The following is a 24,954-nucleotide window of genomic DNA, read 5'->3' as shown; positions in this document are numbered from 1 at the left end:
CTACTCCGACACCGCCACGTACCGCCAGACCTCGTCGTCTTCGTCGTCCTCCTCGACGTCGTCACCGTCCAGGTCCAGCTCCACCCCGGCCGGTTCCAGCGCCTTGCGCAGCCGGTCGCGCATCTCCTCGCTGAGGTAGTTGTGGTTGAGGTCCAGCACCTTCAGATGGGTGAGCGGCTGCCCCGACAGCAGGGCGGCCGCCCCCTCGTTGCCGAGGGTGCCCATGGACATGTCCAGCACCTTCAGCCGGGCGACGACCGGCGCCATCGCCGTGGCCGCCGCGATCTCGTCCTGGATCTGGCTGTTGCGCAGGGACAGCGCCCACAGGGCGGGCAGCCGCGTACCCGCGAGGATCGGCGCCAGATGGGAGAGCTCCGCGTCGCCCCCGTACTCCGCGGTGCCGAGCCACAGATCGAGGCACTCCAGCGCGGGGAAGTCGCTCTCGGCGACCCCGCGCACCACCTCACGCGGCAGCCCGCCGGACTCGATGACCAGTTTGCGCAGCGACTCGTGCCGGACGGGCGCGAAGTCCAGGCTGGTGCCGCCGCGCACGATGAACTCGGTGAGCCGCGGGAACGCTTCGAGCAGGGGTGCCACGGACCCCTGGATGATCCAGGAGATCTCGCACTCCTCGGACGATATGTCCCCCAGGAACAGCGAGCGCAGCTCCGGCATCTCCTCCCGCACCGAGCACAGGGTCTCGATCACATCCTGCGGGCCGTTCTCGTACGGATCGCTCCAACTGCCCACGACCAGCGCCCTGACCCGGCCGATGTCGACGGCGCCGCGGAACCGCGCGAACGCCTCCGGCCAGGACTCCTCGCTGTCGTACGAGTCGACGACGATCCGCCAGGCGACGGACGCGGGGTCGGGCAGCTCCGCCGGGATCTCCGCGCCGTGGCGCGGGAAGTCGAACGGGGGAAGGCCGAAGTGCTGTTCGTGGTGGTTCGTGATCATTCCGCTGCTCCTGGATACGGGGCCGGTCACCGGAGCCCGGCACAGAGCGGGTCCGATGTGCCTGAAGTTGTACCAAGCCCCACTGACAACCGGGTCGGCCGGGGGTGAACGGAAGCATCGCCGGGACCGGTTGTCAGACCCTGCCCCTACTGTCGAAAGCGTGGTCGTCGCACCAGGTGACGACCCGGAAGGGGAGAGCCATGTACCGGCAGGGGGATGTCCTCATCGTGCCCGTCGCGAAGGACGCGGTACCGTCGCACGCCGCCACGGCACCGGAGGAACCGCGTGACGCCCGGGGCCGGCTGATCCTGGCGCTCGGCGAGGTCACCGGCCACGCCCACGCGGTCGTCGGCCCCGGCAGGCTGGTCCGCGAGGAGGGCCTGTTCGGTCCCTTCCTGCTGCATCTGCCGGACGGCGGCCGGGTGGTGCACGAGGAGCACTCCGCGATCCCGCTGCCCAAGGGCTGGTACCGGGTGATCAGGCAGCGGGAGTACGTACCGGGTTCGGTACGCGTCGTCGCGGACTGACCGCCGGGCCGGGGCGTGGGGGAGCGGCGGCTTCCCGCACCGGCAGGTTCCGGCAGACGGTCGGACTCCCGCCGACGGGCGCACACCCGGGCGCGGCCGGTACACCACGCACAGCCGCCGGTACACGAAGCACGGCCGCCGGTACGCGGAGCGTGAGCGCACCCAGGCACAACCCGGCACGCGGGCGCGGCCGGTACACCACGCACAGCCGCCGGTACGCGGAGAGCGACCGGTGCACGGCACGGCCGTACACACGGCACATGGACACAGCGGGGCCAGGGGGCACCGGGAGATGGGGAGCGGGACATGACGGTGGACATGGGGGAGCGAGGCACGGCGGCGCTGCCGGTCGGCACCGGGGACGGTCCGGCCGGGGACGATGTGCTGGCGAGGGTCGCCCACTGGCGGTCCGTGGGGGTGTCGACGGAGCCCGCCGACCGGCCCGCCGCGGAGTCCGGGGTACGGCTCGCCTACCGGCGGGCGGGCCTCGCGGAGCCGGAGCGGATCGTGTGGGCGGGCTCGCCCCGGGAGGCCGTACGGCTGCTGTCGGCCGGCGCGGACGCGCTGGGCGGGGAGCCGGGCGCCTGTGTCCGGGACGCCGTCAGGAACGCGCCCTGGGCGGCGGAGCGCCTTCGGCTGCACGACCGGCTCGGACCGGTCGGCTGGTCCGGTCACTGGGGGACGACCGGCGCGGGGCTCTGGGAATCGGCGCAGGCTCTCACCCAGCGGCTGCGGGAAGGACTCGTGGAGGACGCGGTGGCGGCGGCCGCACCCGCCGCCGCGCCGACCGGTGCAGGCACGGACCCGGGCACGGACACGGCCACAGGTGGCCAGGGCACCGGCGGCGACCCGGCGGAGGAGGCCCGGCGGCGCGGGCGCGAGGAGAGCGAGGTCCGCCTTCTCCTGCTGGACGCCGTCCTGGGCCAGCAGGACGCCGCCTGGCTCTGCGCCTTCGACCACCCCGACGACGGTCCCCTGGACGGGATCGCGGCGGTCGCCCGCTCTGCGGGCTGGTGGTGGCCGTACGAGAACGTCGCCGTCGTCTGTGAACGTCCCAGCGCCCTGCACCGGGACGAGGCGGGCCGCCTCGACCGCGCGGACGGACCCGCGCTCGCTTACCCCGACGGCTTCGCCCTGTACTCCTGGCGCGGTATGCCGGTCCCCGGCGAGTTCCTGGAGGAACTGGCCGGGCTCACCCCCGACCGCATCCGGCTGGAGGAGAACGCCGAACTCCGGCGGGTGATGCTGGAGCACTACGGGTACGACCGGTATCTCGCGGAGTCGGGCGCCGTCCCCCTGCACCGGGACGAGACGGGCGTCCTCTGGTCGATACCGATGCCCGGCGACGAGAACGTGGTCATGGTCGAGGTCGTCAACTCCACCCCGGAGCCGGACGGCACCAGCCGCACCTACTGGCTGCGGGTCCCCCCGGCCACGGCCACGGCCCGCGAGGGCGTCGCCTGGACCTTCGGCCTCAGCGCCGAGACCTACACCCCGCTGCGCCAGACCTGACCGACCGCCCGGTCCCGCCCTGCCGGACGGGCTCACCGCCCGGCCAGGTGGGCTCACCGCCCCGCCCGGAGCCCCGTCAGGGCCGGGGCGGGGTACCGGCCGGCGGGCGGGCGGAGGGCTGCGCCACGGCCGCGGTGAACGCCTCCGGGGAGAAGCCGAGTTCACGGGCCAGCGCGGTGTCGACCCACGCCTGGAGCCGGGCCCGGGAGACGCTACCCGTGTAGACCGTGGCCTGGACGGCCAGCCCGTCCAGCAGCGCGGTCAGCCTCAGGGCCGTCGCGGCGGGGTCCGGGCAGCTGAACTCCCCGGCGTCCACACCCTCCGCGATCACCTCGGCGATCGCGGACTTCCACCGCTGGTCGAGATCCCGGGTCACCGACCGCAGCGCGGGCTCCCGCAGGGAGACGGCCCACCCCTCGATCCACAGCCGCCACCCCTTCGCCTGACCGGTGGGGGCGTACCAGCGGACGGCCGCGCGCAACCGGCGCAGCGCGGTCGTGCGGCGGCCCAGTACCGCCCGCAGCCGGGCCAGATCGGCCTCCGCCGCGTGGGCGAACGCCGCGGCGACCAGCTTCTCCTTGGAGGCGAAGTGGTACAGCACCAGCGCGTTGCTCACCCCGAGCGCCGCGGCGACATCGGCGATCCGCACGGAGGCCGCGCCGCGTACCTCGATCTGCTGGATCGCGGCACGCAACAACTCCTCGCGCCGCTCACTGACGTTCAATCGCACCCTGGCCATCCCGTCACCCTAAGGGCTGCCCCGTGCTGCCCGGTCGGCGCACGACGACAGCCGGGACACTCCGCCGCGCCGCCGGAAGGCCCGGACACACCCGGTACGCCCCCGGCGGGGCGTCAGCGGTAGGTGCCGAAGCGTTCCGTGATCTCCGGGACGAGATCCGCGACCAGCGCGTGGGCGGCGGCACGGGGCGCGGTGCCGTCCGCCTCCGCACGGGCCAGCACCCGGGCGATCAGATCCCGCATGGAGCCGCGGATGTGCGCGAACGCCTCGTCGGGGTCCGCCCCGATGTCGCCGAAGAGCGTCCACCACCACCAGGCGTTCGTCGCGGAGTTGACGACGACATCGGGCATCACGGCGATCCCGCGCGTCGTCAGCAGGGACTCCGCCGCCGGGAGGACGGGCATGTTGGCGGCCTCCACGATCCACCGTGCCGTCACCCGGTGCTGGTTGGTGCAGTCGATGACGTACGAGAGCGCGGCGGGGACGAGGACATCGGTGTCCACGGCGAGCCACGCGTCGCCCGGCATCTCCCGGTCGCCCTCGCGCAGCACCGCGCGGTCGACGGTCCCGAAGCTGTCGCGGGCCCCGAGCAGCGCCTCGACGTCGAGACCGGCCGGATTGACGATGGTGCCCCGCACATCCGCCACCGCGACGACCGTGAGGCCCGCCTGGGACAGGAACCGGGCCGTCGCCCCGCCCATGGTCCCGAGCCCCTGGAGGGCGACCCGGGTGCCCTCGTACGGCATCCGCGCGTCGTCCAGCGCGGACAGGACCGCCTCGGCCACCCCGCAGCCCCCGGCCAGCTCGTCCAGGCCGATGCCGTCCACCTCGCAGGCGAACGCGTCGGTGAGCCGCGCGCGGGCCGCCTCCTCGTCGTCCAGCAGCGGGTACACGGCCTGCACCGTCGAGGTGAGCCCCGCCTCGGCCGCGGCCCGCTCGACGGTGTCCTGGGTCAGGCCCAGGTCCTCGCCGGTCGCCCAGCAGCTCTCGAGGTAGGGGCGCATCGCGCGCAGGTACCGCACGAGCACGCCGTACGCGTCCGGATGCCGGGGGTCGCAGTCGATCCCGCCCTTGGCGCCGCCCAGCGGGACGTACCGCGCCTTGGGGTCGTAGTGCAGGGCCTCCTTCATCGTCATCCCGCGCGCCAGCCCGGCGACCTCCTCCAGCGTGCAGCCCTCCCGCATCCGCACCCCGCCGCTCGCCACGCCGCGCACCAGCCGGTCCACGACGAGGTGGCCGCGGCTGCCGGTGACATGGTCGGTCCAGGTCAGGGATATCAGGGGCGCGGTCGGGAGCTTGTCCGGGGCGAGGGCGTTGAGCATGCGTACTCCTGGGGCGACGGCGATCAGAGGCCCGAAGGAGGGATGGGGCGAGCCGACCGGCCTGCAACTGAATCGCCGGTCAGTATCGGGACCGCGTCAGGGATGTGTCAACGCGGCTGCTCGCGGCTCCCGTCACGCCTTGTGACCGCCTCCGGGGCGGCCGTCGCGGCGTCTGCGCACGGCCGACGCCGTGTGCCGCCGGACGGCGCTGGCATCGTACGGCGCGGCGCCGCCCCGGCGGGACCGGGCAGGCCGGACGGCCGCCGTACCGCCTGCCCGGCCCGCCCGGTCGCGGTGCCCGGGACCCGCCCGCCCCGGCACACCGGCCCCCGCCGCCCCCAGGGCCCCACCGGACCCCGGTGCCGGTCGGCCCCGGGCCCGCGGCGGACCGCGGCTCGGCCGAAGCCGCGGACCCCGGCCCGGCGCGACGCCCGGACCGGGCCGGGGTCCGCCCGGAAGGCTCCCTCAGCCCCGTCCGCCCGTGCTCCCCGGGCCACCGGCCTCCGGGGTACCGGCCGCCGATGTCCCCACGGGCCGCCCGACCGCCGCGGGGACCTCGCACGAGTCCTTGAACCCCTGGCTGGTCAGCCCCAGTGCCGCGTTCATGCGCGAGCGCAGGTTCTCCACCGCGACCATGGCGGTGAGCTCGACGAAGGCGGCCTCGCCCAGCCGGGTCACCAGCCGCTCCACCAGCCCGTCCTCGACGGTCGGCGGGGTCGCGGTCATCGCCTCGGCGTACTCCAGGACGTCCCGCTCCAGCGGTGTGTACAGACCGCTGTCGCGCCAGGACGGCACGTCACGCAGCTTCTGCGGCGCGATGCCCTTGCGGGTGCTCTCCCAGTAGCCGAAGTCCACGCACCACGAGCAGCCGATCGCCACCGCCGACCCCATCTCGGCGAGTGCCTTCAGCCCCGGGTCGAGCTTGTCCCACTTGGCGACGGACTGCTCGAAGCGCAGATCGGAACGGAGTACCCGTGGATGGTGACCGAGCACCTTCGCGGGGTCCAGAACCTTCCCGTACGTCCGTTTCGAGTACCACTCGACGGCGCGGTTGAGGAGGGTACGGGGCGGATTCATCGAGATGCGGGCCATGCGGATCACCTTCCGGGCGTACGCGGTGCGGTCTGTGTCATCAGTACGACGGACGGGGTTCGACGGATGTGACATGCCGGACCGGGCGGCCCCGGAGCCGGGCCGCGAGGGGCCTCAGGGGCCCCTGCTACCGGCCTGGACCAGCGATGTCACCGGTGCCGCTCATAATGGGAGTGCCGAACCGTCCGCACCTGGAGGCACCCGTGACCTCACCCCGATCCCTGCGCTCCGGGTTCCGTGCCCTGCGGCCCGCCGCCTTCGGCGCGGACCCGACAGGGGAGCGGCTGGCCCGTATCCAGCGGTCGCCGCACTTCGCGGACGGCTCCTTCCGGAACCCGACGGGCGTGCGCCCCCCGCTGGCCGGATCCAAGGCCAGGTTCGCGCGGATGTACTTCGACAAGGAGCAGCGGCTGAGCCGGGCACCGGCGGGCCCTGTCCCCGTCCACCCCACGACCCGCGCCGATCTGGCCGAGCGCCCCGCGACCGGCCTGCGGATCACCTGGATGGGCCATTCCAGCGTCCTCGCCGAGATCGACGGGCACCGGGTGCTGTTCGACCCGGTGTGGGGCGAGCGGTGTTCCCCGTTCGCCTTCGCGGGACCCAGGCGGCTGCATCCCGTCCCCCTCCCGCTGGCCGCCCTCGGGCCGGTCGACGTCGTCGTGATCTCCCACGACCACTACGACCATCTGGACATGCCGACGGTCAGACGGTTCGCCGGGACGGACACGGTGTTCGCGGTCCCGCTCGGGGTCGGCGCGCATCTGGAGCGGTGGGGGGTGTCGTCGGACCGGCTGCGCGAGCTGGACTGGCAGGAGTCCACCCGGATCGGCGGTCTGACGCTCACGGCGACCCCGGCCCGGCACTTCTGCGGACGCGGTCTGCGTAATCAGCAGAACACCCTCTGGGCCTCCTGGGCCGTCGCGGGCGACACGCACCGCGTCTTCCACAGCGGTGACACGGGCTACTTCCCCGGCTTCCTGGACATCGGCGCCGAGCACGGTCCGTTCGACGCCACGATGATCCAGATCGGCGCGTACAGCGACTTCTGGCCCGACATCCATATGACCCCCGAGGAGGGTGTCCGGGCGCATCGCGACCTCCAGGGCGGCGACGCGGCGGCGGGCGTGATGCTCCCCATCCACTGGGCCACGTTCAACCTCGCCCCGCACCCCTGGGCCGAGCCGGGGGAGGACACCCTGGGCGCCGCCGCCCGTATCGGCGCACGGGTGGCGTCGCCCGCGCCCGGTGAGCCGTTCGAGCCGGGTGCGGCCGTGCCGGGGACCCCGTGGTGGCGCGCCTCGTCGCAGCGGCCCGCCGGGGACCCGACCACTCCCACCACGGCCGACGGGAAGGTACGCGACGGCGAACTGATGCCGTCGATGGACGACGCCCAGTAGCTCAGCGGGCCAGGCGCCCCATCAGGGCGGAGGCGCAGAAGGTGCCCGCGAGCGCCGCGAACGCCTTGCCGGTGACCAGCGCGGACCGCGGGGTCGGGGTGACGAGCAGATCGCGATGAACATGGCGGACTGGGCGATGACGCCGGGGGCCAGGAAGCCGAGATAGGGCACCCTTCCGGTCGGGATGGCGTGGACGCGGGAGAAGGTCTCACCGAAGATCAGCAGCCAGAGCACGGGCTGAACGGCCCTGGTGTACAGCTCGGTCCGGTCATGACGGAGCTCCAGCTCCACCGGAACCTCCGTATCCGACACACCCAGCGCCCCGAACCGGCAGAACCCTCCACGCGCACTCGCAGGACGCACGCGAGGGGGTGGGCGGGAATCTCTGCCCGCAGACTCCGACGCCACCAGTACATCCGCTGGACGTCCGTACCGAGCGCGTTGGAGCGAGGACGGAGAATCCCGACCGGCCCCGCCCCGAAGAACCCACAGGATGCGCCCCAAAGGGGCGCGGGGAACTGCGCAAGAACGAGGGCAGACCCGCACCCGACCGACAGCACCGGACAGGCAGCGCCCCCGACAGGGGCGCGGGGAACTGCGCGAACCCACCGCGCGACGGCACAGCGGCAAGTACGCCCGGCCCCGAGTACCCAGGGGCGCGAGGAACCGCGCACCCGACGAGCGACCCGCACAGGAACAAGTGCGCCCGGCACAGGAACCCGAAGGCGCAAGCGAAGGCGCCCCGCAGGGGCAACGACGCAAAGGCGAGGGCGTCCGTCAGGCCGCGAAGCAACAGCAGGAGGCAGCACCCAGGAACGGACGCCCAGGAACTACCTGCGGGGGCCACCCACGCTGATCCCCGGCCCTCCCGGGTCATCCCGGTCATGCGGCTTCAGCTCGATCTCGATCCGGTGGGTGGTCTCGTGCGAGGCCGCCGCCCCCGCCTCCGCCGTGACCACACCGATGCTCAGCCCGCCCCGCCCGCTGCCCTCCCGGCGGACCTGCACCGCGAACTCGACGTTGACGCGTTCCACCAGGAACCGGAGCCTGCTCCGGGAACCCTCGTGCTGCGCCTGTTCGAGCTCGTCACGGATCTTCCCGATCACCTCCGCGAGCCCGGCCGTCTCCGCGCCGTCGGACTCGCCCCGGCCGCCAATTCGCCCCATCAGGGTCCTCCTTTGGTGGGACGGGGGTGGAATGCCCCCCTCCTGGCTATTGTCATGGAGCATGAGGGAGCCCGAGGGTACTTCCAACTCCGCTGTACACGAAGGTGGTTGGCGGGTACGACTGTTCCAGGAGGATGCTCCTGGGAGCCCGCCGCTGGGAGCGGGCGTACTCCTGGCCGGGGGCCATGTGCTCACCTGCGCCCATGTGGTGCTGCTGCCGCGCCTTCCGGCGGCACACGACGACCGGGACGACGACCCGGAACCCGCCGGGTACGAGTCGCTGGAACGGGTGGTGGCGGAGTTCCCCACCGCCTCCGGTGCGCCCGGACGGCTGCCGGCCCGGGTCCTCCTCCAGCATCTGAGGCCGCCCACCCCGGGCTACAGCGCCGACCTCGCCCTGCTGAAGCTGGAACGGGTGCCCGGCGCGGAGCCGTTGCGGGTGACGCCCGCCGTGCTGCACCGGCAGATCCCCGCCCGCAACGAACAGGTGCACGCCGTCGGCTATCCCGACTACCTCATCGGCGGGGAGTACGTCAACGCCCGGATCATGGGCCGTGGCGGTCCCGGCCTCTACCCCGAGTGGGTACAGCTCGACCCCGAGTCGTCCCCCTATGTGATCCGGCACGGCTTCAGCGGAAGCGGTGTGGTCCACAGCCGTACCGGCCGGGTCATCGGCATCCTGGTGCACCAGCACGGTACGGAGCGGGTGCCCGTCCCGCTGAGCCACGCGTACATGATCCCGACCGAGACCATCCTCCGGCATCTGCGCCCCGGCGAGCACGGGCTGAAGGTCCTGGGGCCCCGAGCCGTCTCCCGTGGGATCCGGGCCGACGCCACCCCGCCGGGCGCCCAGGAACGGGCCCTGGGGCTGCGGTACCTCATGACCCGGTGGCTCGGCGCGGGCGGGACCGTCGTCGGTTCCGGCCATGGCGGTGGCACGCATCAGGGGACGACGCTGACCTGGGGGAGCGCGACCGAGGGAAGCGCGTCGGCGTCCGGCCGGCCGGTCAGGGAGGCCGGCGCAGCGGCCGAGCCGGTGGAACTGGCGTTCGTCCACGACGACGAACCGGACGCCTGGGCCGCCGTCCGTTCTACGCTCGTCCGGGCCGACCGTGAGCGCTACCCGGACCCGGCGGACCCGGGCGGGCCGGTGGAGCCCCGCGCGGGGTCCATCGACATCGCCCTGGACGCGAAGGGCTGGACGGCCGCGGAACTCGTCGACCGCACCGCCGCCCGCGCCGGCCTGGACGACCTCGAACCGACCGCCTCCGACCCCGACCCCGTACCCGTACCCACGACGGGCCGCGCACCCGACGCCGACAGCGCACCCGACGCGGACGGCGACCGCCCACCCCCCGACGGACCGCCGAACGCCGACGGACCGCCCGGAGCCGACCGGCCGCTGGACAGCGACCGCCCGTCCACCCGTACCGACCGCCTCCTCGCGCGTATCGCCGAGGAGGGCCCGCCGCTGTCCGCCGCCTTCCTGTCCGCCGACCGGGCCGCCCACCGGCCGGACGCGGTCCTGCCCCTGCTGCACGCGCTGCTGGAGCCCGGTCACAGCCGTGTCCTGCTCGTCCTGCGTGAACGCACCTCCCCGCTGCTGGCGCGCGTGGTGCGTGAGCTGCTCGACCCCGGGTGGGCCCAGCGGCACGCGGACGCCATCGCGGCCAGGCTGAACGCCCTCGGCGGACTGGAACGGCGGGTCCGCCACGTCCGGCGCACCGCCACGGCCCCGCCCGCGCCGGACAGCGCCGACCCCGCGCCGCAGAGCCCTGAACCTCCCCCGCCGCGCGGCGCCGATCCCGTACCGGAGGTTCCCGCCCCGGCGCCCGACGGCCCCGACCCCGTGTCGGTACGGCTGCGGGCGAGGCTCGACGCTTTGCGGCGGGGCGGCGTCCTGAGCAACACCGAGGACGTGGTGTACGAGCTGTTCCGGCTGCGCACCGAGGTCGAGGACGCCGTCCAGGCGCTGCGCCTGCCGTACCCGTCACGGCGGTACGTGGTGAAGCCTCCGACGGACGGACTCACCGACCTCCCGAACGTCGTCGTCGGGCGTCCGGACCGCCTCGTGGAGTCCGAACCGGGGGAGCCCGGCGACGGCGCGGCAGGCCCCGGGCTGTCCCGGGGGCAGGAACTGCATCAGCAGTACCTGGTGATCGGCAGACTCGGCCAGGGCACCTACGGCGAGGTGTACCTCGCCCACGACCGGATGCTGGAGGACCGGGCCGTCGCCCTCAAGGGGGTCCGTGACCCCGCCGACCCGGACGCCGAGAAGACCGCTTCCACGGAACGCGTGCGGCTGGTCAGCCTCAACCATCCCGCGATCATCAAGGTGTTCAACTACGCCAGACATCCGGACCCGGACAGCAACGCCAGGTTCATCGTGATGGAGTTCGCCAACGGCGCCCCTCTCGCCTGGGTCGCCGACCAGATCGGACGCCGTGTCGCGCCGTTCCACGACTACCGGGTGCACGAGTTCATCGCCGCGTACGGGCTGCGCATCCTGGACGCGCTCACCTATCTCCATGTGGAGCGGGAGTTCGTCTACGGCGACCTCTCCCTGACCAACGTCATCCACTGCGGCGAAGGCATCAAGCTGATCGATGTCGCCGGGGTACGGAAGATCGGCGACCCGGGCCCGGTGACCTACCGGGCACCCGAGACGGGCCTGTCCACCCGGGTGACGGTCGCGGCCGAACTGTACGCCGTCGGCAAGCTGCTGGAGAAGCTGCTGGACCGGGCCCCCGAGGACCCCGCCGGCCTCGGCGCGACCTCGCTGCGCGGGGTGCTGACGCGCGCCATGGCGCCGCTGCCCGCCGCGCGGTTCGCCTCCGCGGAGGAGATGTCGGTCCAACTGCGCGGGGTGCTGCGGGAACTGCGTTCACTGCGGCTCGGCGCGGAGACGTTCGAGCCGTCCCCGCTCTTCGCCACCGCGCCCGCCGCCCTCGACGGCGCGCTCGGCAAGGCGCCGCCGCTCGACCAGTGGCGGCAGGGCGGCAACCGCAAGCGGAAGCTGTCGTCCACCCGGCCGACCCCGCCCGAGGTCGCCCTGGGGCTGCCCGTACCCCGGCCGGACGACTCCGACCGGAACCGGACGGAGCTGCAACGCACGTCGTACGACGATCCGGCCGGACTGCTCCAGCTCAGCGAGGTGTGGCGGGAGTCGCCCGAACGCGCCCTGCTGCGCTGCCGTCTCCATCTGGAGATCGCCCGTGACCACCCGGCGGAGGCCGCCCGTGAACTCCGGCGTGCCGAACGGGAGCTGGCCCTGGCGGCGACGGCCGTCGGCGAACCGGCCGCCCACGACTGGCGGCTCGACTGGCACCACGGACTGCTGTGGCTCTCCCGGGGCGAGGTGACCCCCGCACTGGAGTGCTTCACCCGGGTCAACGCCGCCATACCCGGCGAGTACGCCCCGAAGCTGGCGATGGGCTACTGCCAGGAGTTCGGGGACAACCCGAAGGAAGCCGTCCGGCTGTACGGGGCGGTGTGGCAGCGCAACCGCGCGCTCGGCGGCGCCGCCTTCGGGCTGGCCCGTATCCATGTCGGGCACGGCAAGCCGCAGCTCGCCCTCGACTGCCTGGAAGCCGTCCCGGCCGACTCCCGGCACCGCACCGCCGCGCGGACCGCCATGGTGCGCATCCTCGCGGACCCGCCCGACGGTGACGCCCGGCCGACCCCGCAGGCCGCCGCGCGGGCCTGGGTGGCCATGCACCGGCTGACCCTGAGGGAGGGCCTCACCGACCGGCACGCGCAGGAACGGCTGCGCGCCGATCTCCTGGAACTCCTGCTGCGGCTGGACCCCGCGGAGGACGGCACCGGGCAACGCGCCCGTGTGCGGGTCCGGCCGGGCGGGGCACGGGCGCCGCAGCCCGATCCCCTCCAGGCCCTCCACCAGGAGCTGGCGGGCGCCCCCGAGGCCGCCCGGCTGCCCCGTACCGTGCGCGATCTGCACGAGGAACTGGCGGCCTGCTATCTGAGGCTCGCCGAACAGGTGCCCCCCGCACCGCGGGACGCCTACCGAGAGCTGGCCGGGGCCCTGGTGGACAACGCGTACCTCACCCGGCCCGTCGGTCTCACCCACAACCGGGGCGAGCCGCGCCACCGGCTCCTGCGCCCCTGGACACGGGGCCCGGCCACGACGCAACCCACCCCCGCGGAGGAGGAGCGCCGATGAGCGGCACGACCGACCCGGGCCATCCGCCCACCGCCCCGGACCCCCGGCCCCCGGCCGCCGGGCAGGCGCCCCCGACGACGGCGACGCCCGGGGACGGTATACCTGACGGAGCGGAGCAGCAGGCCCCGGCCGTCGAGGACCCGGCCCCGCCCGGCCCGCGAACGGGCGGCACGCAGCGGTCCGGCACGCGGCCACGGGACACGAGGACGGTGCCCTCGCAGGCCGACCCCGGGGAGCGGACGCCCGGAGCCGCCGCCGACGCGGGACCGGCCCCCGGACCCGAACCGACCCCCGACCCCGCACCCGAGGCCCCCGGACCCGGACCGGCCACCGGCCACCGAACGGCCCCCGACCCCGCGCCGAACGACCCCCCGCCGAACGACCCCGTGCCCGAGTCGCCCGTAGCCGCGCCCGCCCCGCGTGCCGCCGTGCCCGCGACCGGACCCACCGCCCCGCGAAGGCCGACCGGGCAGGCCCTGTGGTGGTGGTCGTCGGGGCGTCGCCCGTCACCCGACCCGGCGCCCGCCCCGAGAACCGGCTCAAGGGCCACGACCGTCTCGGTGTCCACGTCCACCCGCCGGTTCCTGCTCACCCGGATGCTGCTGCTGCCCGCCGTCGCGCTCACCGTCCTCGGCCTGGCGGCCACCTCGTACTTCACCCTGCACGACCGGACGGAACAGCTCCGCGAGCGCTACGCCCCCGCCCTCGTCGAACTGACCCACGCACGTGTCTCGCTGACCCTCGCCAGGGCCGAGGCCGAACGGCGGCTCGCGGCGAACGACGGCGAGCCGCTGCCCCAGACCGACCTCGTCGGCCTCGGGGAGCGCTATCCGTCCCTGATCACCGAGGCGTCCCAGAGCCTCAACAACGCCGCGCTGACCGGCGCCCTGCACCGCTCGCAGGAGCAGGAGGTCCGGGTGGTGTCGGGGCTCGTCGTCGCCTACGACGACTTCATCAACTGGGCCAACAGCCGTCACCACAGCAACACCGGGCTGCGCCGGGCCGGACTGGAGACCGCGGCGGGCCTGCTGGGCGACGGACGGGGCGCCCCGGACTCCACCGCCGTGCTCGACCGCATCCGGACCCTGGAGGCGGAACTGCGCGCCGACGCCCGGGAACTTTCGGGATGGGGCGGACCGGCGGCGGGGGCGGCGTCGGCGGCCGTCCTGGCGGCGCTGTTCCTCGTGTTCCTGCTCGTCGGCACCCTGGACTTCGTCCATCGCAGGCTCCGGGTGCGCGGTGTCGTGCTGACCCTGCTCGCGACACCCGTCCTCCTGGTCCTGGTCGTGCTGGCGTTCGGCGCGGCCGGGCAGCACACCGCCCAGGCGTATGTCGGGCGCACCGTCGACCGGCTCGCGGCGATCGAGGTCGAGCGGGTCGCCGGCGGGGGCATCGGCGAGGAGATCGAACGCGAGACCCGTACCGGCGCCGCGATCGAGGACGAGGGGACACGGCTCGCCGCGCATCTGCGGCACACCCACCCCCAGGAACGGACCCTGATGGCCGTCCTCGCGCTGGCCCTCGGCACGGCCGGCACCCTCGCCTGCGGCTTCACGCTCTTCCACTACAACCGCAGACATCTGGAGATCCATTGGCGCACCGCATGAGGACCGTACGCGCCCTGCTCCGCGCCGTCCTGGCGGGCTGTCTGTTCGCCGGGCCGGTGCTCGGCACGGCGGGCTGCGCCGACCGGGAGGAGCCGACCCTGGTCGTCCTCGGCCCCTGGACGGACGGCGAGGAACGGTCCTTCGTCGCGATGCTCGCGAAGATCACCGAACGGACCGGGGTCCGCTACGTCTACGAGGGCACCCGCTCGCTGCGCGAGACGCTGGTGGCGCAGCTGCGCACGGACTCACCCCCCGATGTCGCGATCCTCAACGGCCAGGGCGAGCTCGCCGAGTACGCCCGTGACGGCGACGCGCACCCGCTGCCCGACGGTCTCGCGTCGGCGTCGTTCGGACCGTGGGGCCCCCGGATCACCGTACGGAACAAGGACGGTGAGCAGCGGCAGCACACGTACTGGGTGCCGGTCCGGGTGGATCTGAAGAGCATCGTGTGGCGCCGTGACGGCGGGGAGCAGGCCACCGGTCCGGCCCGCTGGTGTCTCGGTATGGCGTCGGGCGCCACCTCCGGCTGGCCGGGCACGGACTGGATCGAGGACCTGCTGCTCCAGCGGCAGGGCCCCGATGTGTACACCGACTGGGCCACCGGCGAACTGGCCTGGACCGACACGAAGGTGAAGCGGGCGTGGCAGGAGTGGCGCGAGCTGCTGGTGGCGGCCGGTCCGAAGGCGGGCCCGAAGGCGGTCTTCACCCCCTTCGAGAGCCTGGGCGACGGGCGGTGGGGCCTGCTCAACCGGGGTGACTGCGCGCTGGAGCACCAGGGTTCGTTCATCCGCCGCCACTACGGGGACGACGTCATGCCCGCCCCCACGCCGGATGTCGTCCCCGGACTGCCGGACCACCGCAAGCTTCACGAGGTGTCCGGTGACATGGCGGCCGTCTTCACCCCGAGCGACGCCGCCTGGGAGCTGCTGAGACAGTTCATCGACCGCAGGACGCGCGACGAATGGGCCGCCGCGGCCCTGCCCGTGGAGCGTCCCTTCTTCTCCGACGGCACGGCGGGGCCGGACCCGCTCACCCCCGGCACCAAGGCGGTCCTGCGACTGTTCCGCGAGGCGGACGAACTGTGCTTCGACGCCTCGGACGCGATGCCGTCCACCCTCCGGGGCGCCTTCCAGCGCGCCGTGCTGGAGTTCCTCACGGCGCCGCAGGACACCGAGCTGCTGGACCGTCTGCTGGGACAGCTCGACGCCGAACGCCGGTTGCAGATCCAGGCGGACGCGTTCGCCCTGGAGGACCTGTGCGGCAGGCCCGGCGACTGACGGCGCGCCCGGCCCCGGCACCCCGCACCCGAACATCCGTCCACATCCGATTTCGGACGGCCATGCGAAGCCTCATACCAGAGCGGGACGTTGTCCGCCGGACTTCACGAACCATGCGACGCGTGGCCCGACTTGCCGACTACGGTGTGTGGTCGCCGGGTCACTTGCCGGAGCGTGCGACCCGGCCCGATCCGAACGGAACCGGCGACCGCGCTCCGCCACGCGCACGGCAGCCCAGACGGACACCTCAAGGACGCTGATGTCACACCTTCGCGCACCGGCCGTACGCGCAGACCGCCGTGAGGGCGGACGGCACGGCAGACCCGCCGGCGGCCCCGCCCGCCCGCTGCCCGAGTCGCACATACGCGCGCAACTGCTGCGGATCGCGGTGCTCCCCGCCGTCGCCGTGGCCCTCAGCGCCACCGCCGCCGTGCTGTTCACCGTACGGGCGTCCGCCGTGCCCGCCGGGCCGACGCTGTGGGCCGTGCTGGCCGGAGCCGTCGCGGTCACCGTCACCGGACTCGTCATCGCCGCGATCGCCGCCGACCGCGCCGCCGCCGCCCTCGGCGACCGGCTCGGTTCGCTGCGCCGCGCCAGCGCCCGCAACCGCGCCGAGATCCTTTCACTGGTCGAGGCCCTGCGCCGCGGTGAGACCCCGCCCACGCGCACCGCCGCGCCACGCGGCATGGCGGACGGCGACGAGTTCGACCGGCTCGCCCGGGAACTGGCGCACACCCAGGACGCGTCCGTGCAGGCCGTCCACCGGGCCGCGCAGTTGTCCGGCCGGGCGGGCAGCGAACAGAAGGTGGAGGTCTTCGTCAACCTGGCCCGCCGCCTTCAGTCCCTGGTGCACCGCGAGATCTCGATCCTCGACGAACTGGAGAACGAGGTCGAGGACCCCGAACTCCTCAAGGGCCTGTTCCACGTCGACCACCTCGCCACCCGTATCCGCCGCCACGCCGAGAACCTCGCCGTCCTCGGCGGCGCTGTGTCCCGGCGCCAGTGGAGCACCCCCGTGTCCCTGCACGAGGTGCTGCGTTCCGCGATCGCCGAGGTCGAGCAGTACTCCCGGGTGCGGCTCGTCCCCCCGATCGAGGGCACCGTCCGCGGCCACGCCGTCGCCGATGTCGTCCACCTCATGGCCGAACTCGTCGAGAACGCCACGGTGTTCTCCGCCCCGCACACCCAGGTCCTGCTCCGGGTCGCGCCGGTGACCTCCGGGGTCGCCGTCGAGGTGGAGGACCGGGGCCTCGGGATGCCGCCGTCCGAACAGACACGGATGAACGCCCTGCTCGCCGCGCCCGACCAGGTCAATGTGGCGAGCCTGCTCCAGGACGGCCGGATCGGGCTGCTCGTCGTCTCCCAGCTCGCCCACCGGCACGGGATCGCGGTCCGTCTCCAGAGCAATATCTACGGAGGCGTGCAGGCCGTACTGGTCCTGCCCCAGGAACTCCTCGGCTCCGACGACGACCCCGGGTCCCGCACCCGCCCCGGCGGCGAGAACCCCCCGACCCTGCGGACCACCTCCGGCGGACCCGCCGCACCGGCCGGGCAGCACCGCGCCGTGACCGCCCCGCGGCCCGCCGGTGACGCGGCCGTACGCGTGCCCCGGCCCGGAGGCGGTGACGCGGCCGTACGCGTGCCCCGGCCCGCGCAGGCCGGGCCGCGTTCCCTCCCCGCCGCCGACCCGGGCGGCGGCGACCGGCCCTTGCGCCACGGTGACGCCGCTGCCGGCGCCGAGAGCCCCCCGCCCCCGACGGCCCTCAGGCGGCGGGACACACCGTCACCCATCCGGGCACCCCGGCGGCCGACGCCTTCACCGCCCCGCCGCCCCGCCCGCACGGATCGGGCCGCCCCGCGCCCCTCCCGGTCCGCGACACCCGCGCCGTACGGCCGGGCCCCGCCGAAGCCGTCCCGGGGCCCCGTCCCGGCGGAGCCGCGCACACTCCCGGGGACGTCGACCCGGACCGCGCGACGTATGTCCCCGAGGGCTTCCGGCCCGACCGCGCACCGACCGGTCCCGTAGCCGTCCGCCCCGACCGCGCCCCCGCCCCCGAAGTCCCCCGCCCCGATCCCACCGCGTCCCCCTCCGGACACGTCCGCGCCGACCGTGCCGCGTATCCCGGCGACAACCTCCGCCCCCGCCCGGCCCACGCGGCACCCCCCGCCGACCACCGCACCGGAACGGGCGGCCCGGTCCCCGCGGCCTTCGGTACCGCCGCCGCCCTGGGAGCCGGAGCCGGAGCCGGAGCCGGAGTTGGCGTCGGCGTTGGCCTCGGTGTCGGCGTTGGCCTCGGCCAGGGCGAGCCGTCCGTCGAGGGCGTCCAAGGCGTCGCGGGCGTTCAGGGCGGCGAGGGCGCCGGGGGCTTCGTCGAGGAGCGCCCCACCGCCCGCCTGGCCCCCCGCAGCGCCGCACGCGGTACGGAGGACCGCCCCGACCTCCCCAAACGGCGCGCGCAACAGCACCTCGCGCCCCAGCTCCGCGAAGCGCCCGGCCCCCGGCGCCCCGACGCCGAACAACCTGCCGACCACGACCCGGGGCTGATGGCCGCCTTCCAGCGCGGCGTCGGTCTCGCCGAGGCCCAGCAGTCCACCCGGCACCAGGACCGGCCCCCCACGGCCGCCGTCGCTCCCGGCGCGTCACCCGGCACATCCGCCGCGCCGCACAGCCTCCCGGCCCCGCATCCGCTCCCCGCCCCGCACACCCTCCCCGCCGAGCCCACCCGGCCCGGCCCGCGGCGCCACGACGGGTCCGCCCCCACGGCATCCGCCGTCGGCTCCCGCCCCCGTACCGCACTCGACGTGCCCGCCCATGAGCTGCCCGCCGTCACCCGGACCCCCATCCACGACCTCACCGTGAGCGACTTCGCCACAGGCACGTTCACCGCCGCCCCCGGCACGCTCCCCGGCGCCCGCACCCCCGGCCGCCACCCCCACGACCCGCCCGTCCACGACCTCGCCGCCCGTCACGACCCCGCGCCCGGCGGCTGACCCCGGCCGCCCGGGTCCGCCCGGGACCCCCACCCCCGTCCCAGGACCCGCCCGCCCGGGCCGGACCCGCCCGGGTCTCCGCCCACGGCCCCGCCCGCCCCTCGCACGAGCCGCCCCCACCCCGTTCCGCCTTCCCCGCACCCCCAAGGAGTCCATCCACCATGGCGAGCGACGCGCACACCGGCCAGGCATCCGATCTCGACTGGCTGATGAGCGGTCTGGTCCAGCGTGTGCCCCACACCCGCAGCGCGGTCCTGCTGTCCTCCGACGGTCTGGTCAAGTCGGTGCACGGCCTCGACCCGGACGGCGCCGACCACATGGCCGCGCTGGCGTCCGGGCTCTACTCCCTCGGCCGCAGCGCCGGTGCCCGCTTCGGCGACGGCGGGGACGTACGGCAGGTGGTCGTCGAACTCGACGCCACCCTGCTGTTCGTGTCCACCGCCGGATCAGGCACCTGCCTCGCGGTCCTCGCCGGTCGGGAGGCGGACGCCGCCGTCCTCGGCTACGAGATGGCGATGCTGGTCAAGAGCGTCCGGCCCTATCTGGCGACCGCCCCCCGGCTGTCCTCCGTCCGCGTCGACTCCCCGGCGATGAGGCCGTGAGCGTGGTCGCGCCGAAGGACGGTCCATGGCTCGACGAGGCGGCGGGCCGCCTGGTCCGCCCCTACACGGTGAGCAACGGCCGCACCCGTCCCACGACGGCGCTGGACCTGATGTCGCAGGTGATGAGCACCGGCGCCACCCCCTTCGGCTACCTCGGCCCCGAACACGCCCAGGCACTCGCCCTGTGCGCGGGCCCCGTCTCCGTGGCGGAGGCCGCGGCCCAGCTCCGGCTGCCCGTGGCCGTGACCAAGGTGCTGCTCTCCGACCTGGTCGACTGCGGGGCGCTCACCATGAAACCGCCCGCCCTCTTCCACAACCCCACGGACCGGTCCCTTCTGGAGGCAGTGCTCGATGGACTACGACGACAGCTCTGACCCCTTCCCGACAGCGCTCAAGATCCTGGTCGCGGGAGGCTTCGGGGTCGGCAAGACGACCTTCGTGGGTGCCGTCAGCGAGATCGCGCCGCTGAGCACCGAGGAACTCCTCACCACGGTCAGCGCGGCGACCGACAGCCTGGAGGGGGTCGAGAACAAGACCCAGACGACCGTGGCCATGGACTTCGGCCGGATCACCCTGGACGCGGAACACGTCCTGTACCTGTTCGGCACCCCCGGCCAGGAACGCTTCTGGTTCATGTGGGACGAACTCTCCGAAGGCGCGCTCGGCGCGGTGATCCTCGCGGACACCCGCAGGCTGGAGGAGTGCTTCCCCGCCGTCGACTTCTTCGAACAGCGGGGGATGGCCTTCATCCTCGCCGTCAACGAGTTCGACGGCTCCCACCGCTACGACCCCGACGAGGTCCGCGCGGCCATCGACCTGGACCCGGAGGTGCCCGTCGTCCGCTGCGACGCGCGGATCTCCAGCTCCGGGGTCCAGACCCTGCTCACGCTCGTCCAGCACCTCATCGCCTACGCCCCGGCGCACCCGGCGGGGCACGAGGCACGTACATGAGGTACGAGCCGGCCGTCCGGCCGCTGCCCTTCCTGATGACCCCGGTCGACCGGGAGGCGCCCGAACGGGCCCGGCGGCTGCGGGCGCTGGGCCTCGGCAGCGCGCCCGACCCGGTGTTCGACCGGTTCGCGGACCGGCTCGCCGAGGTCACCGGGGCCCCGTTCGCGCTCGTCAACTTCATCGACGAGCACGAGCAGTTCCTGTCCGGGCTGCACACCCCCGACGGCCGCTCGTCCCGGGCGCTCGGGGCCGCGCCCGGCCCGGAGGGCTCGGCCCCGGGCCGCCGGATGTCGCGCGACCGCGGCTTCTGCCCGTACGTCGTCGTCCGGCGCAAGGCCCTCGTCCTCGGGGACGTCCGCGACTATCCCCGGTTCGCCGGGAACCCCGTGGTCGACGACACCGGGGTGCGCTCGTACCTGGGCGCCCCGCTCATCGACCGGACGGGGATCGCGCTCGGCACCGTGAGCGTGGCGGACACCGAACCCCGCCCCTGGGGACGGCCCGGACTGGAGACCATCAAGGCCATGGCCGCGGAACTGGCGGACGAGATCCGCCACCGGGAGGACGGCCTGCTGTGACCCGGGGCAGCCGGTCCCGCACCCCGTCGCCGCACGGCCCCCGGCAACCCCGTCTGAGCGGCTGCTCCGTCCCCCTGGCCTGGAGGGACTGTCCTTGAGGAGCCGGCCTGAAGGGACCGGCCTGAAGGAAACCTGCGAGGGCGCTTAAGAAATCCTCGATGGACCCCGGCCGCGCCGTACGGCAGATTCGTACCGTGTCGGCAGTCGAGGCCCGCAACCGCCCGCCCCTGCCGCCCCTCCACCCCGCACGGAACGGCGAAACCCCGCCGTGCCGTACCGGGGTGTGCGACGACGACAGGGAGCCGTGGCGATGAAGGCACTGGTCAAGGACCGGGCGGAACCGGGGCTGCGGCTCATGGACGTCCCCGAACCGGCCGTCGGTCCCGGCGATGTCCTCATCAAGGTCGAACGCACCGGGATCTGCGGCACCGACCTCCACATCCGGGCCTGGGACGGCTGGGCCCGGCGGACCATCAGCACCCCCCTCGTGCTCGGCCACGAGTTCGTCGGCGTGGTCGTACGGACCGGCCCCGACGTCCAGGACATCACCCCCGGCGACCGCGTCAGCGGCGAAGGACACCTCGTGTGCGGCAAGTGCCGCAACTGCCAGGCCGGTCGGCGCCATCTGTGCCGCGCCACGGTCGGCCTCGGGGTCGGCCGGGACGGCGCCTTCGCCGAGTACGTGGTCCTGCCCGCCGCGAACGTCTGGGTGCACCGGGTCCCCGTCGACCTCGATGTCGCCGCGATCTTCGACCCGTTCGGCAACGCCGTGCACACCGCCCTGTCGTTCCCGCTGGTCGGCGAGGACGTACTGATCACCGGGGCCGGACCCATCGGGCTGATGGCCGCCGCCGTCGCCCGGCACGCGGGCGCCCGCAATGTCGTCATCACCGACATCAGCGAGGAACGCCTCGAACTCGCCCGGAAGATCGGGGTCAGCCTCGCCCTGAACGTCGGCACGTCCACCATCGCCGACGGACAGCGGCAGCTCGGGCTGCGCGAGGGCTTCGACATCGGCCTGGAGATGTCCGGCCGCCCCGAGGCCATGCGCGACATGATCGCCAACATGACCCACGGCGGCCGGATCGCCATGCTCGGCCTGCCCGCCGAGGAGTTCGCGGTCGACTGGTCCCGGATCGTCACCTCGATGATCACGGTCAAGGGCATCTACGGCCGTGAGATGTTCGAGACCTGGTACGCCATGTCCGTCCTGCTCGAAGGCGGGCTCGACCTCGCCCCGGTGATCACCGGCCGCTACGGCTACCGCGACCACGAGGCGGCGTTCGAGGACGCCGCGAGCGGCCGCGGCGGCAAGATCATCCTCGACTGGACCGACTGAGCCCGCACCGCGCCCCCGCACCCCTCCCGCGCCCCCGCACCCCTCCCGCGCCCCCGCACCCCTCCCGCGCCCCCGCACCCCTCCCGCGCCCCCGCACCCCTCCCGCGCCCCCGCACCCCTCCCGCGCCCCCGCACCCCTCCCGCGCCCCCGCACCCCTCCCGCGCCCCCGCACCCGCTCACTCCCGAGCCGTCCCCGCGGCTTCCCCCGTACCCGAGCCATTGACCCGAGCTCACCGACCCGAAGGACTGGACCGGACCATGTTCGACTCCGTGCGTGACGACCTGCGTGCCACCCTCGACGAGATCCGCGCCGCCGGACTGCACAAGCCCGAACGCGTCATCGGCACCCCGCAGTCCGCGACGGTGGGCGTCGTCGCGGGCGCCCGGCCGGGCGAGGACACCCCCGCCGTCCGCGAGGTGCTGAACTTCTGCGCCAACAACTACCTGGGCCTCGCGGACCACCCCGATGTCGTCGCCGCCGCCCACCGCGCGCTCGACCGCTGGGGCTACGGCATGGCCTCGGTCCGCTTCATCTGCGGCACCCAGGAGGTCCACAAGGAACTGGAGGCCCGGCTGTCGGCGTTCCTCGGCCAGGAGGACACCGTCCTGTACTCCTCCTGCTTCGACGCCAACGGCGGCGTCTTCGAGACCCTGCTCGGCCCGGAGGACGCCGTCATCTCCGACGCCCTCAACCACGCCTCCATCATCGACGGCATCCGGCTCTCCAAGGCCCGCCGCTTCCGCTACGCCAACCGCGACCTCGCCGACCTGGAGCAGCAGCTCAAGGACGCGTCCGACGCCCGGCGCCGACTGATCGTCACCGACGGCGTGTTCTCCATGGACGGCTACGTGGCACCCCTGGACGCCATCTGCGACCTCGCCGACCGCTACGACGCCATGGTCATGGTCGACGACTCGCACGCCGTCGGCTTCACCGGACCCGGTGGCCGCGGCACCCCCGCCCTGCACGGTGTCTCCGACCGCGTCGACATCATCACCGGCACCCTCGGCAAGGCACTCGGCGGAGCCTCCGGCGGCTATGTCGCCGCACGCGCCGAGATCGTCGCCCTGCTGCGCCAGCGCTCCCGCCCGTACCTCTTCTCCAACACACTCGCCCCCGTCATCGCCGCCGCCTCCCTCACGGTCCTCGACCTGCTGGAGTCCGCCGACGACCTGCGGACCCGGCTCGCCGACAACACCGCCCTGTTCCGCTCGCGGATGACGGCCGAGGGCTTCGACATCCTCGCCGGGGACCACCCCATCGTGCCCGTCATGATCGGGGACGCCGCCGAGGCCGCCCGTATCGCGGAACTGCTGCTCGACCGGGGCGTGTACGTGATCGGCTTCTCGTACCCGGTTGTCCCCCAGGGCCGCGCCCGCATCCGGGTCCAGCTCTCCGCGGCGCACTCCACCGAGGACGTCGACCACGCGGTCGACGCGTTCGTGGCCGCCCGCGCGGAGCTGGCGCGGGAGCGTTCGGCGGTCTGAGCCGTCCGGCGCCTGCCCCGGCTGCCGGCTGAGCTGTCCGTCGTCCGGGCCGGCCCTCGCTCCTGCGAGAATCACCCGTATGAGCGAGGCACGGACATGATCGAGGCGCGGCGGCTGCACATCCTGCGCGCGGTGGCAGACCACCGGACGGTCACCGCCGCCGCGGCCGCGCTCTATCTGACCCCGTCCGCCGTGTCCCAGCAGCTCACCGCCCTGGAGCAGGAGACCGGGCACCGGCTCGTCGACCGCGGCGCGCGGGGTGTCCGGCTCACCCCGGCGGGCGAGATCCTGCTGCGCCACACCCACGCCGTGCTCGCCCAGCTAGAACGCGCCGAGGCCGAACTCGCCGCGTACGGCTCGGGCGCGGCGGGCACGGTCACCGTCGCCGCCTTCGCCACGGGGATCGGTCTGGTGGTCGCCCCCGCCCTCACCCGGCTCGCGGTGCTGGCCCCGGGGATCGGGGTCCGGGTCCAGGACGCCGAGGGCGACGCCAGCCTCACGATGGTCCTGGACCGGCAGGTCGACATCGCGGTGGCCGTCGAGTACCGGGGCGCCCCGGGCGCGGACGACCCCCGGCTGACCCGGCTGCCCCTCTACGTGGAGCCCTTCGACGCCGTGGTGCCCCTGGCCCACCGGCTCGCCGGCGCAGGGCGGATTCCGCTCGCGGAGCTGGCCAAGGACCCGTGGATCGGCCCTTATCCGGGCAACCCCTGCCATGACGTGGTGGTCCTGGCCTGCGAGCACGCGGGGTTCCAGCCCCGCCTTGAGCACCAGTCCGACGACTTCCGCGCGGTGGTGGCCCTCGCGTCGGCGGGCGCCGGGGTCGCCCTCGTGCCCCGCTCGGCGCTGCGCGGGACGGACCTCGGTGAGGTCGCCGTACGCCCGGTCGACGGGGCGGCGCCCACCCGCCGGGTGTTCGCCGCGGTGCGCTGCGGCGCGGAGGAGCATCCGCTGATCCGTCCGGTCCTGGCGGCCCTGGGCAGCGCGGCACCGGTGGACGAGACAGCCGGGTAGGCGCGGCTGCGCGGCCGTAGCGGTGACGGAGCGGGGCGGGGGCGTGATCGGGATCGGCGGGCCGGTGCCGGGCGCGGCAGCCTGCGGGCTGGACGTGCGGCCTGGACACACGGGCTGGACACACGGGCTGGACGTGCGAGCCCGGACGTGCGGGCCGGATCGGCTCACGTGGCAGGCGATGGGCCGGCCCATGGCCGGGTGAGGCGAAATCCGC

21 protein-coding genes are annotated in these 24,954 nt (G+C 74.3%); 15 read left to right on the top strand and 6 right to left on the bottom strand.

Annotation, left to right across the window (positions count from 1 at the left end):
- Window positions 1-957: an STM4015 family protein gene (locus tag OG711_RS06420; protein ID WP_329558700.1), complete on the bottom strand. Its 957-nt coding sequence runs from the start codon at window positions 955-957 to the stop codon at window positions 1-3.
- Between the two features lie 200 nt (window positions 958-1,157).
- On the opposite strand from OG711_RS06420, the gene OG711_RS06415 reads away from it, so the two are divergent.
- Together OG711_RS06415 and OG711_RS06410 are read left to right on the top strand one after the other, a co-directional pair.
- Window positions 1,158-1,484: a hypothetical protein gene (locus OG711_RS06415; protein WP_099280332.1), complete on the top strand. Its 327-nt coding sequence runs from the start codon at window positions 1,158-1,160 to the stop codon at window positions 1,482-1,484.
- A 306-nt stretch (window positions 1,485-1,790) separates the two neighbouring features.
- Window positions 1,791-2,996: a DUF6745 domain-containing protein gene (locus tag OG711_RS06410; RefSeq protein WP_329558699.1), complete on the top strand. Its 1,206-nt coding sequence runs from the start codon at window positions 1,791-1,793 to the stop codon at window positions 2,994-2,996.
- A 76-nt stretch (window positions 2,997-3,072) separates the two neighbouring features.
- On the opposite strand, the gene OG711_RS06405 is transcribed toward OG711_RS06410, so the two are convergent.
- The 3 genes from OG711_RS06405 to OG711_RS06395 all read right to left on the bottom strand — a co-directional run bounded on the left by OG711_RS06405 (window position 3,073) and on the right by OG711_RS06395 (window position 6,149).
- Entirely contained in the window at window positions 3,073-3,735 is a 663-nt protein-coding gene (locus tag OG711_RS06405) for a TetR family transcriptional regulator C-terminal domain-containing protein (protein WP_329558698.1), read from the bottom strand.
- A gap of 113 nt (window positions 3,736-3,848) precedes the next feature.
- Window positions 3,849-5,057 (bottom strand): Glu/Leu/Phe/Val dehydrogenase dimerization domain-containing protein, encoded by a 1,209-nt coding sequence (locus OG711_RS06400; RefSeq protein ID WP_329558697.1) that lies wholly within the window; start codon window positions 5,055-5,057, stop codon window positions 3,849-3,851.
- A 465-nt stretch (window positions 5,058-5,522) separates the two neighbouring features.
- Window positions 5,523-6,149: a carboxymuconolactone decarboxylase family protein gene (locus OG711_RS06395; protein ID WP_329558696.1), complete on the bottom strand. Its 627-nt coding sequence runs from the start codon at window positions 6,147-6,149 to the stop codon at window positions 5,523-5,525.
- 203 nt (window positions 6,150-6,352) lie between these two features.
- Here OG711_RS06395 and OG711_RS06390 point away from each other — a divergent pair, with 203 nt between their 5' ends.
- Window positions 6,353-7,546 (top strand): MBL fold metallo-hydrolase, encoded by a 1,194-nt coding sequence (locus OG711_RS06390; protein WP_329558695.1) that lies wholly within the window; start codon window positions 6,353-6,355, stop codon window positions 7,544-7,546.
- A gap of 21 nt (window positions 7,547-7,567) precedes the next feature.
- Here the strand turns inward: OG711_RS06390 and OG711_RS06385 are convergent, their stop codons facing one another.
- Together OG711_RS06385 and OG711_RS06380 are read right to left on the bottom strand one after the other, a co-directional pair.
- Window positions 7,568-7,837 (bottom strand): hypothetical protein, encoded by a 270-nt coding sequence (locus OG711_RS06385; protein ID WP_405672858.1) that lies wholly within the window; start codon window positions 7,835-7,837, stop codon window positions 7,568-7,570.
- 539 nt (window positions 7,838-8,376) lie between these two features.
- Complete coding sequence (locus OG711_RS06380) at window positions 8,377-8,712, bottom strand: trypco2 family protein (RefSeq protein ID WP_073782580.1); 336 nt, start codon at window positions 8,710-8,712, stop codon at window positions 8,377-8,379.
- Between the two features lie 61 nt (window positions 8,713-8,773).
- Here OG711_RS06380 and OG711_RS06375 point away from each other — a divergent pair, with 61 nt between their 5' ends.
- The 12 genes from OG711_RS06375 (at window position 8,774) to OG711_RS06320 (ending at window position 24,740) form a co-directional block, all read left to right on the top strand.
- Window positions 8,774-12,892, top strand: a complete 4,119-nt coding sequence (locus OG711_RS06375; protein WP_329558694.1) for a tetratricopeptide repeat protein — start codon at window positions 8,774-8,776, stop codon at window positions 12,890-12,892.
- Entirely contained in the window at window positions 12,889-14,499 is a 1,611-nt protein-coding gene (locus tag OG711_RS06370) for a hypothetical protein (protein ID WP_329558693.1), read from the top strand. The genes OG711_RS06375 and OG711_RS06370 overlap by 4 nt, the downstream gene beginning before the upstream one ends.
- Complete coding sequence (locus tag OG711_RS06365) at window positions 14,496-15,776, top strand: ABC transporter substrate-binding protein (RefSeq protein ID WP_329558692.1); 1,281 nt, start codon at window positions 14,496-14,498, stop codon at window positions 15,774-15,776. The genes OG711_RS06370 and OG711_RS06365 overlap by 4 nt, the downstream gene beginning before the upstream one ends.
- A 259-nt stretch (window positions 15,777-16,035) precedes the next feature.
- Window positions 16,036-17,802 (top strand): sensor histidine kinase, encoded by a 1,767-nt coding sequence (locus tag OG711_RS06360; protein ID WP_329558691.1) that lies wholly within the window; start codon window positions 16,036-16,038, stop codon window positions 17,800-17,802.
- Window positions 17,803-18,320: 518 nt separating this feature from the next.
- Window positions 18,321-18,767, top strand: a complete 447-nt coding sequence (locus OG711_RS06355) for a hypothetical protein (protein WP_329558690.1) — start codon at window positions 18,321-18,323, stop codon at window positions 18,765-18,767.
- A 161-nt stretch (window positions 18,768-18,928) separates the two neighbouring features.
- A complete protein-coding gene (locus OG711_RS06350) occupies window positions 18,929-19,369 on the top strand; it encodes a roadblock/LC7 domain-containing protein (RefSeq protein ID WP_073782590.1) in 441 nt (146 codons plus the stop codon).
- A 2-nt stretch (window positions 19,370-19,371) separates the two neighbouring features.
- Entirely contained in the window at window positions 19,372-19,743 is a 372-nt protein-coding gene (locus OG711_RS06345; protein ID WP_073782592.1) for a DUF742 domain-containing protein, read from the top strand.
- Window positions 19,721-20,320 (top strand): GTP-binding protein, encoded by a 600-nt coding sequence (locus OG711_RS06340; protein ID WP_073782594.1) that lies wholly within the window; start codon window positions 19,721-19,723, stop codon window positions 20,318-20,320. The genes OG711_RS06345 and OG711_RS06340 overlap by 23 nt, the downstream gene beginning before the upstream one ends.
- Window positions 20,317-20,898 carry a GAF domain-containing protein gene (locus OG711_RS06335; RefSeq protein ID WP_073782596.1) on the top strand — a complete coding sequence of 194 codons (582 nt, stop codon included), beginning with the start codon at window positions 20,317-20,319 and terminating at the stop codon, window positions 20,896-20,898. Before OG711_RS06340 ends, OG711_RS06335 begins: the two co-directional genes overlap by 4 nt.
- Window positions 20,899-21,208: 310 nt before the next feature.
- Window positions 21,209-22,237 carry an L-threonine 3-dehydrogenase gene (gene tdh / locus OG711_RS06330; RefSeq protein ID WP_073782598.1) on the top strand — a complete coding sequence of 343 codons (1,029 nt, stop codon included), beginning with the start codon at window positions 21,209-21,211 and terminating at the stop codon, window positions 22,235-22,237.
- A gap of 259 nt (window positions 22,238-22,496) precedes the next feature.
- Complete coding sequence (locus OG711_RS06325; RefSeq protein WP_073782600.1) at window positions 22,497-23,726, top strand: glycine C-acetyltransferase; 1,230 nt, start codon at window positions 22,497-22,499, stop codon at window positions 23,724-23,726.
- A gap of 96 nt (window positions 23,727-23,822) precedes the next feature.
- Window positions 23,823-24,740 carry a LysR family transcriptional regulator gene (locus tag OG711_RS06320; protein WP_073782602.1) on the top strand — a complete coding sequence of 306 codons (918 nt, stop codon included), beginning with the start codon at window positions 23,823-23,825 and terminating at the stop codon, window positions 24,738-24,740.
- The last annotated feature ends 214 nt before the right edge of the window (window positions 24,741-24,954 follow it).

The organism is Streptomyces uncialis, assembly GCF_036250755.1.
Lineage (GTDB): Bacteria > Actinomycetota > Actinomycetes > Streptomycetales > Streptomycetaceae > Streptomyces > Streptomyces uncialis.
This window is presented reverse-complemented; position numbering and strand designations above follow the sequence as displayed.

What these genes read in the sequence shown, in the direction of transcription:
- OG711_RS06420 (WP_329558700.1), bottom strand. Translation starts at nt 957, where the DNA reads ATGATCACGAACCACCACGAACAGCACTTCGGCCTTCCCCCGTTCGAC.
- OG711_RS06415 (WP_099280332.1), top strand. Translation starts at nt 1,158, where the DNA reads ATGTACCGGCAGGGGGATGTCCTCATCGTGCCCGTCGCGAAGGACGCG.
- OG711_RS06410 (WP_329558699.1), top strand. Translation starts at nt 1,791, where the DNA reads ATGACGGTGGACATGGGGGAGCGAGGCACGGCGGCGCTGCCGGTCGGC.
- OG711_RS06405 (WP_329558698.1), bottom strand. Translation starts at nt 3,735, where the DNA reads ATGGCCAGGGTGCGATTGAACGTCAGTGAGCGGCGCGAGGAGTTGTTG.
- OG711_RS06400 (WP_329558697.1), bottom strand. Translation starts at nt 5,057, where the DNA reads ATGCTCAACGCCCTCGCCCCGGACAAGCTCCCGACCGCGCCCCTGATA.
- OG711_RS06395 (WP_329558696.1), bottom strand. Translation starts at nt 6,149, where the DNA reads ATGGCCCGCATCTCGATGAATCCGCCCCGTACCCTCCTCAACCGCGCC.
- OG711_RS06380 (WP_073782580.1), bottom strand. Translation starts at nt 8,712, where the DNA reads ATGGGGCGAATTGGCGGCCGGGGCGAGTCCGACGGCGCGGAGACGGCC.
- OG711_RS06375 (WP_329558694.1), top strand. Translation starts at nt 8,774, where the DNA reads ATGAGGGAGCCCGAGGGTACTTCCAACTCCGCTGTACACGAAGGTGGT.
- OG711_RS06370 (WP_329558693.1), top strand. Translation starts at nt 12,889, where the DNA reads ATGAGCGGCACGACCGACCCGGGCCATCCGCCCACCGCCCCGGACCCC.
- OG711_RS06365 (WP_329558692.1), top strand. Translation starts at nt 14,496, where the DNA reads ATGAGGACCGTACGCGCCCTGCTCCGCGCCGTCCTGGCGGGCTGTCTG.
- OG711_RS06360 (WP_329558691.1), top strand. Translation starts at nt 16,036, where the DNA reads ATGTCACACCTTCGCGCACCGGCCGTACGCGCAGACCGCCGTGAGGGC.
- OG711_RS06355 (WP_329558690.1), top strand. Translation starts at nt 18,321, where the DNA reads ATGGCCGCCTTCCAGCGCGGCGTCGGTCTCGCCGAGGCCCAGCAGTCC.
- OG711_RS06350 (WP_073782590.1), top strand. Translation starts at nt 18,929, where the DNA reads ATGGCGAGCGACGCGCACACCGGCCAGGCATCCGATCTCGACTGGCTG.
- OG711_RS06340 (WP_073782594.1), top strand. Translation starts at nt 19,721, where the DNA reads ATGGACTACGACGACAGCTCTGACCCCTTCCCGACAGCGCTCAAGATC.
- OG711_RS06335 (WP_073782596.1), top strand. Translation starts at nt 20,317, where the DNA reads ATGAGGTACGAGCCGGCCGTCCGGCCGCTGCCCTTCCTGATGACCCCG.
- tdh (WP_073782598.1), top strand. Translation starts at nt 21,209, where the DNA reads ATGAAGGCACTGGTCAAGGACCGGGCGGAACCGGGGCTGCGGCTCATG.
- OG711_RS06325 (WP_073782600.1), top strand. Translation starts at nt 22,497, where the DNA reads ATGTTCGACTCCGTGCGTGACGACCTGCGTGCCACCCTCGACGAGATC.
- OG711_RS06320 (WP_073782602.1), top strand. Translation starts at nt 23,823, where the DNA reads ATGATCGAGGCGCGGCGGCTGCACATCCTGCGCGCGGTGGCAGACCAC.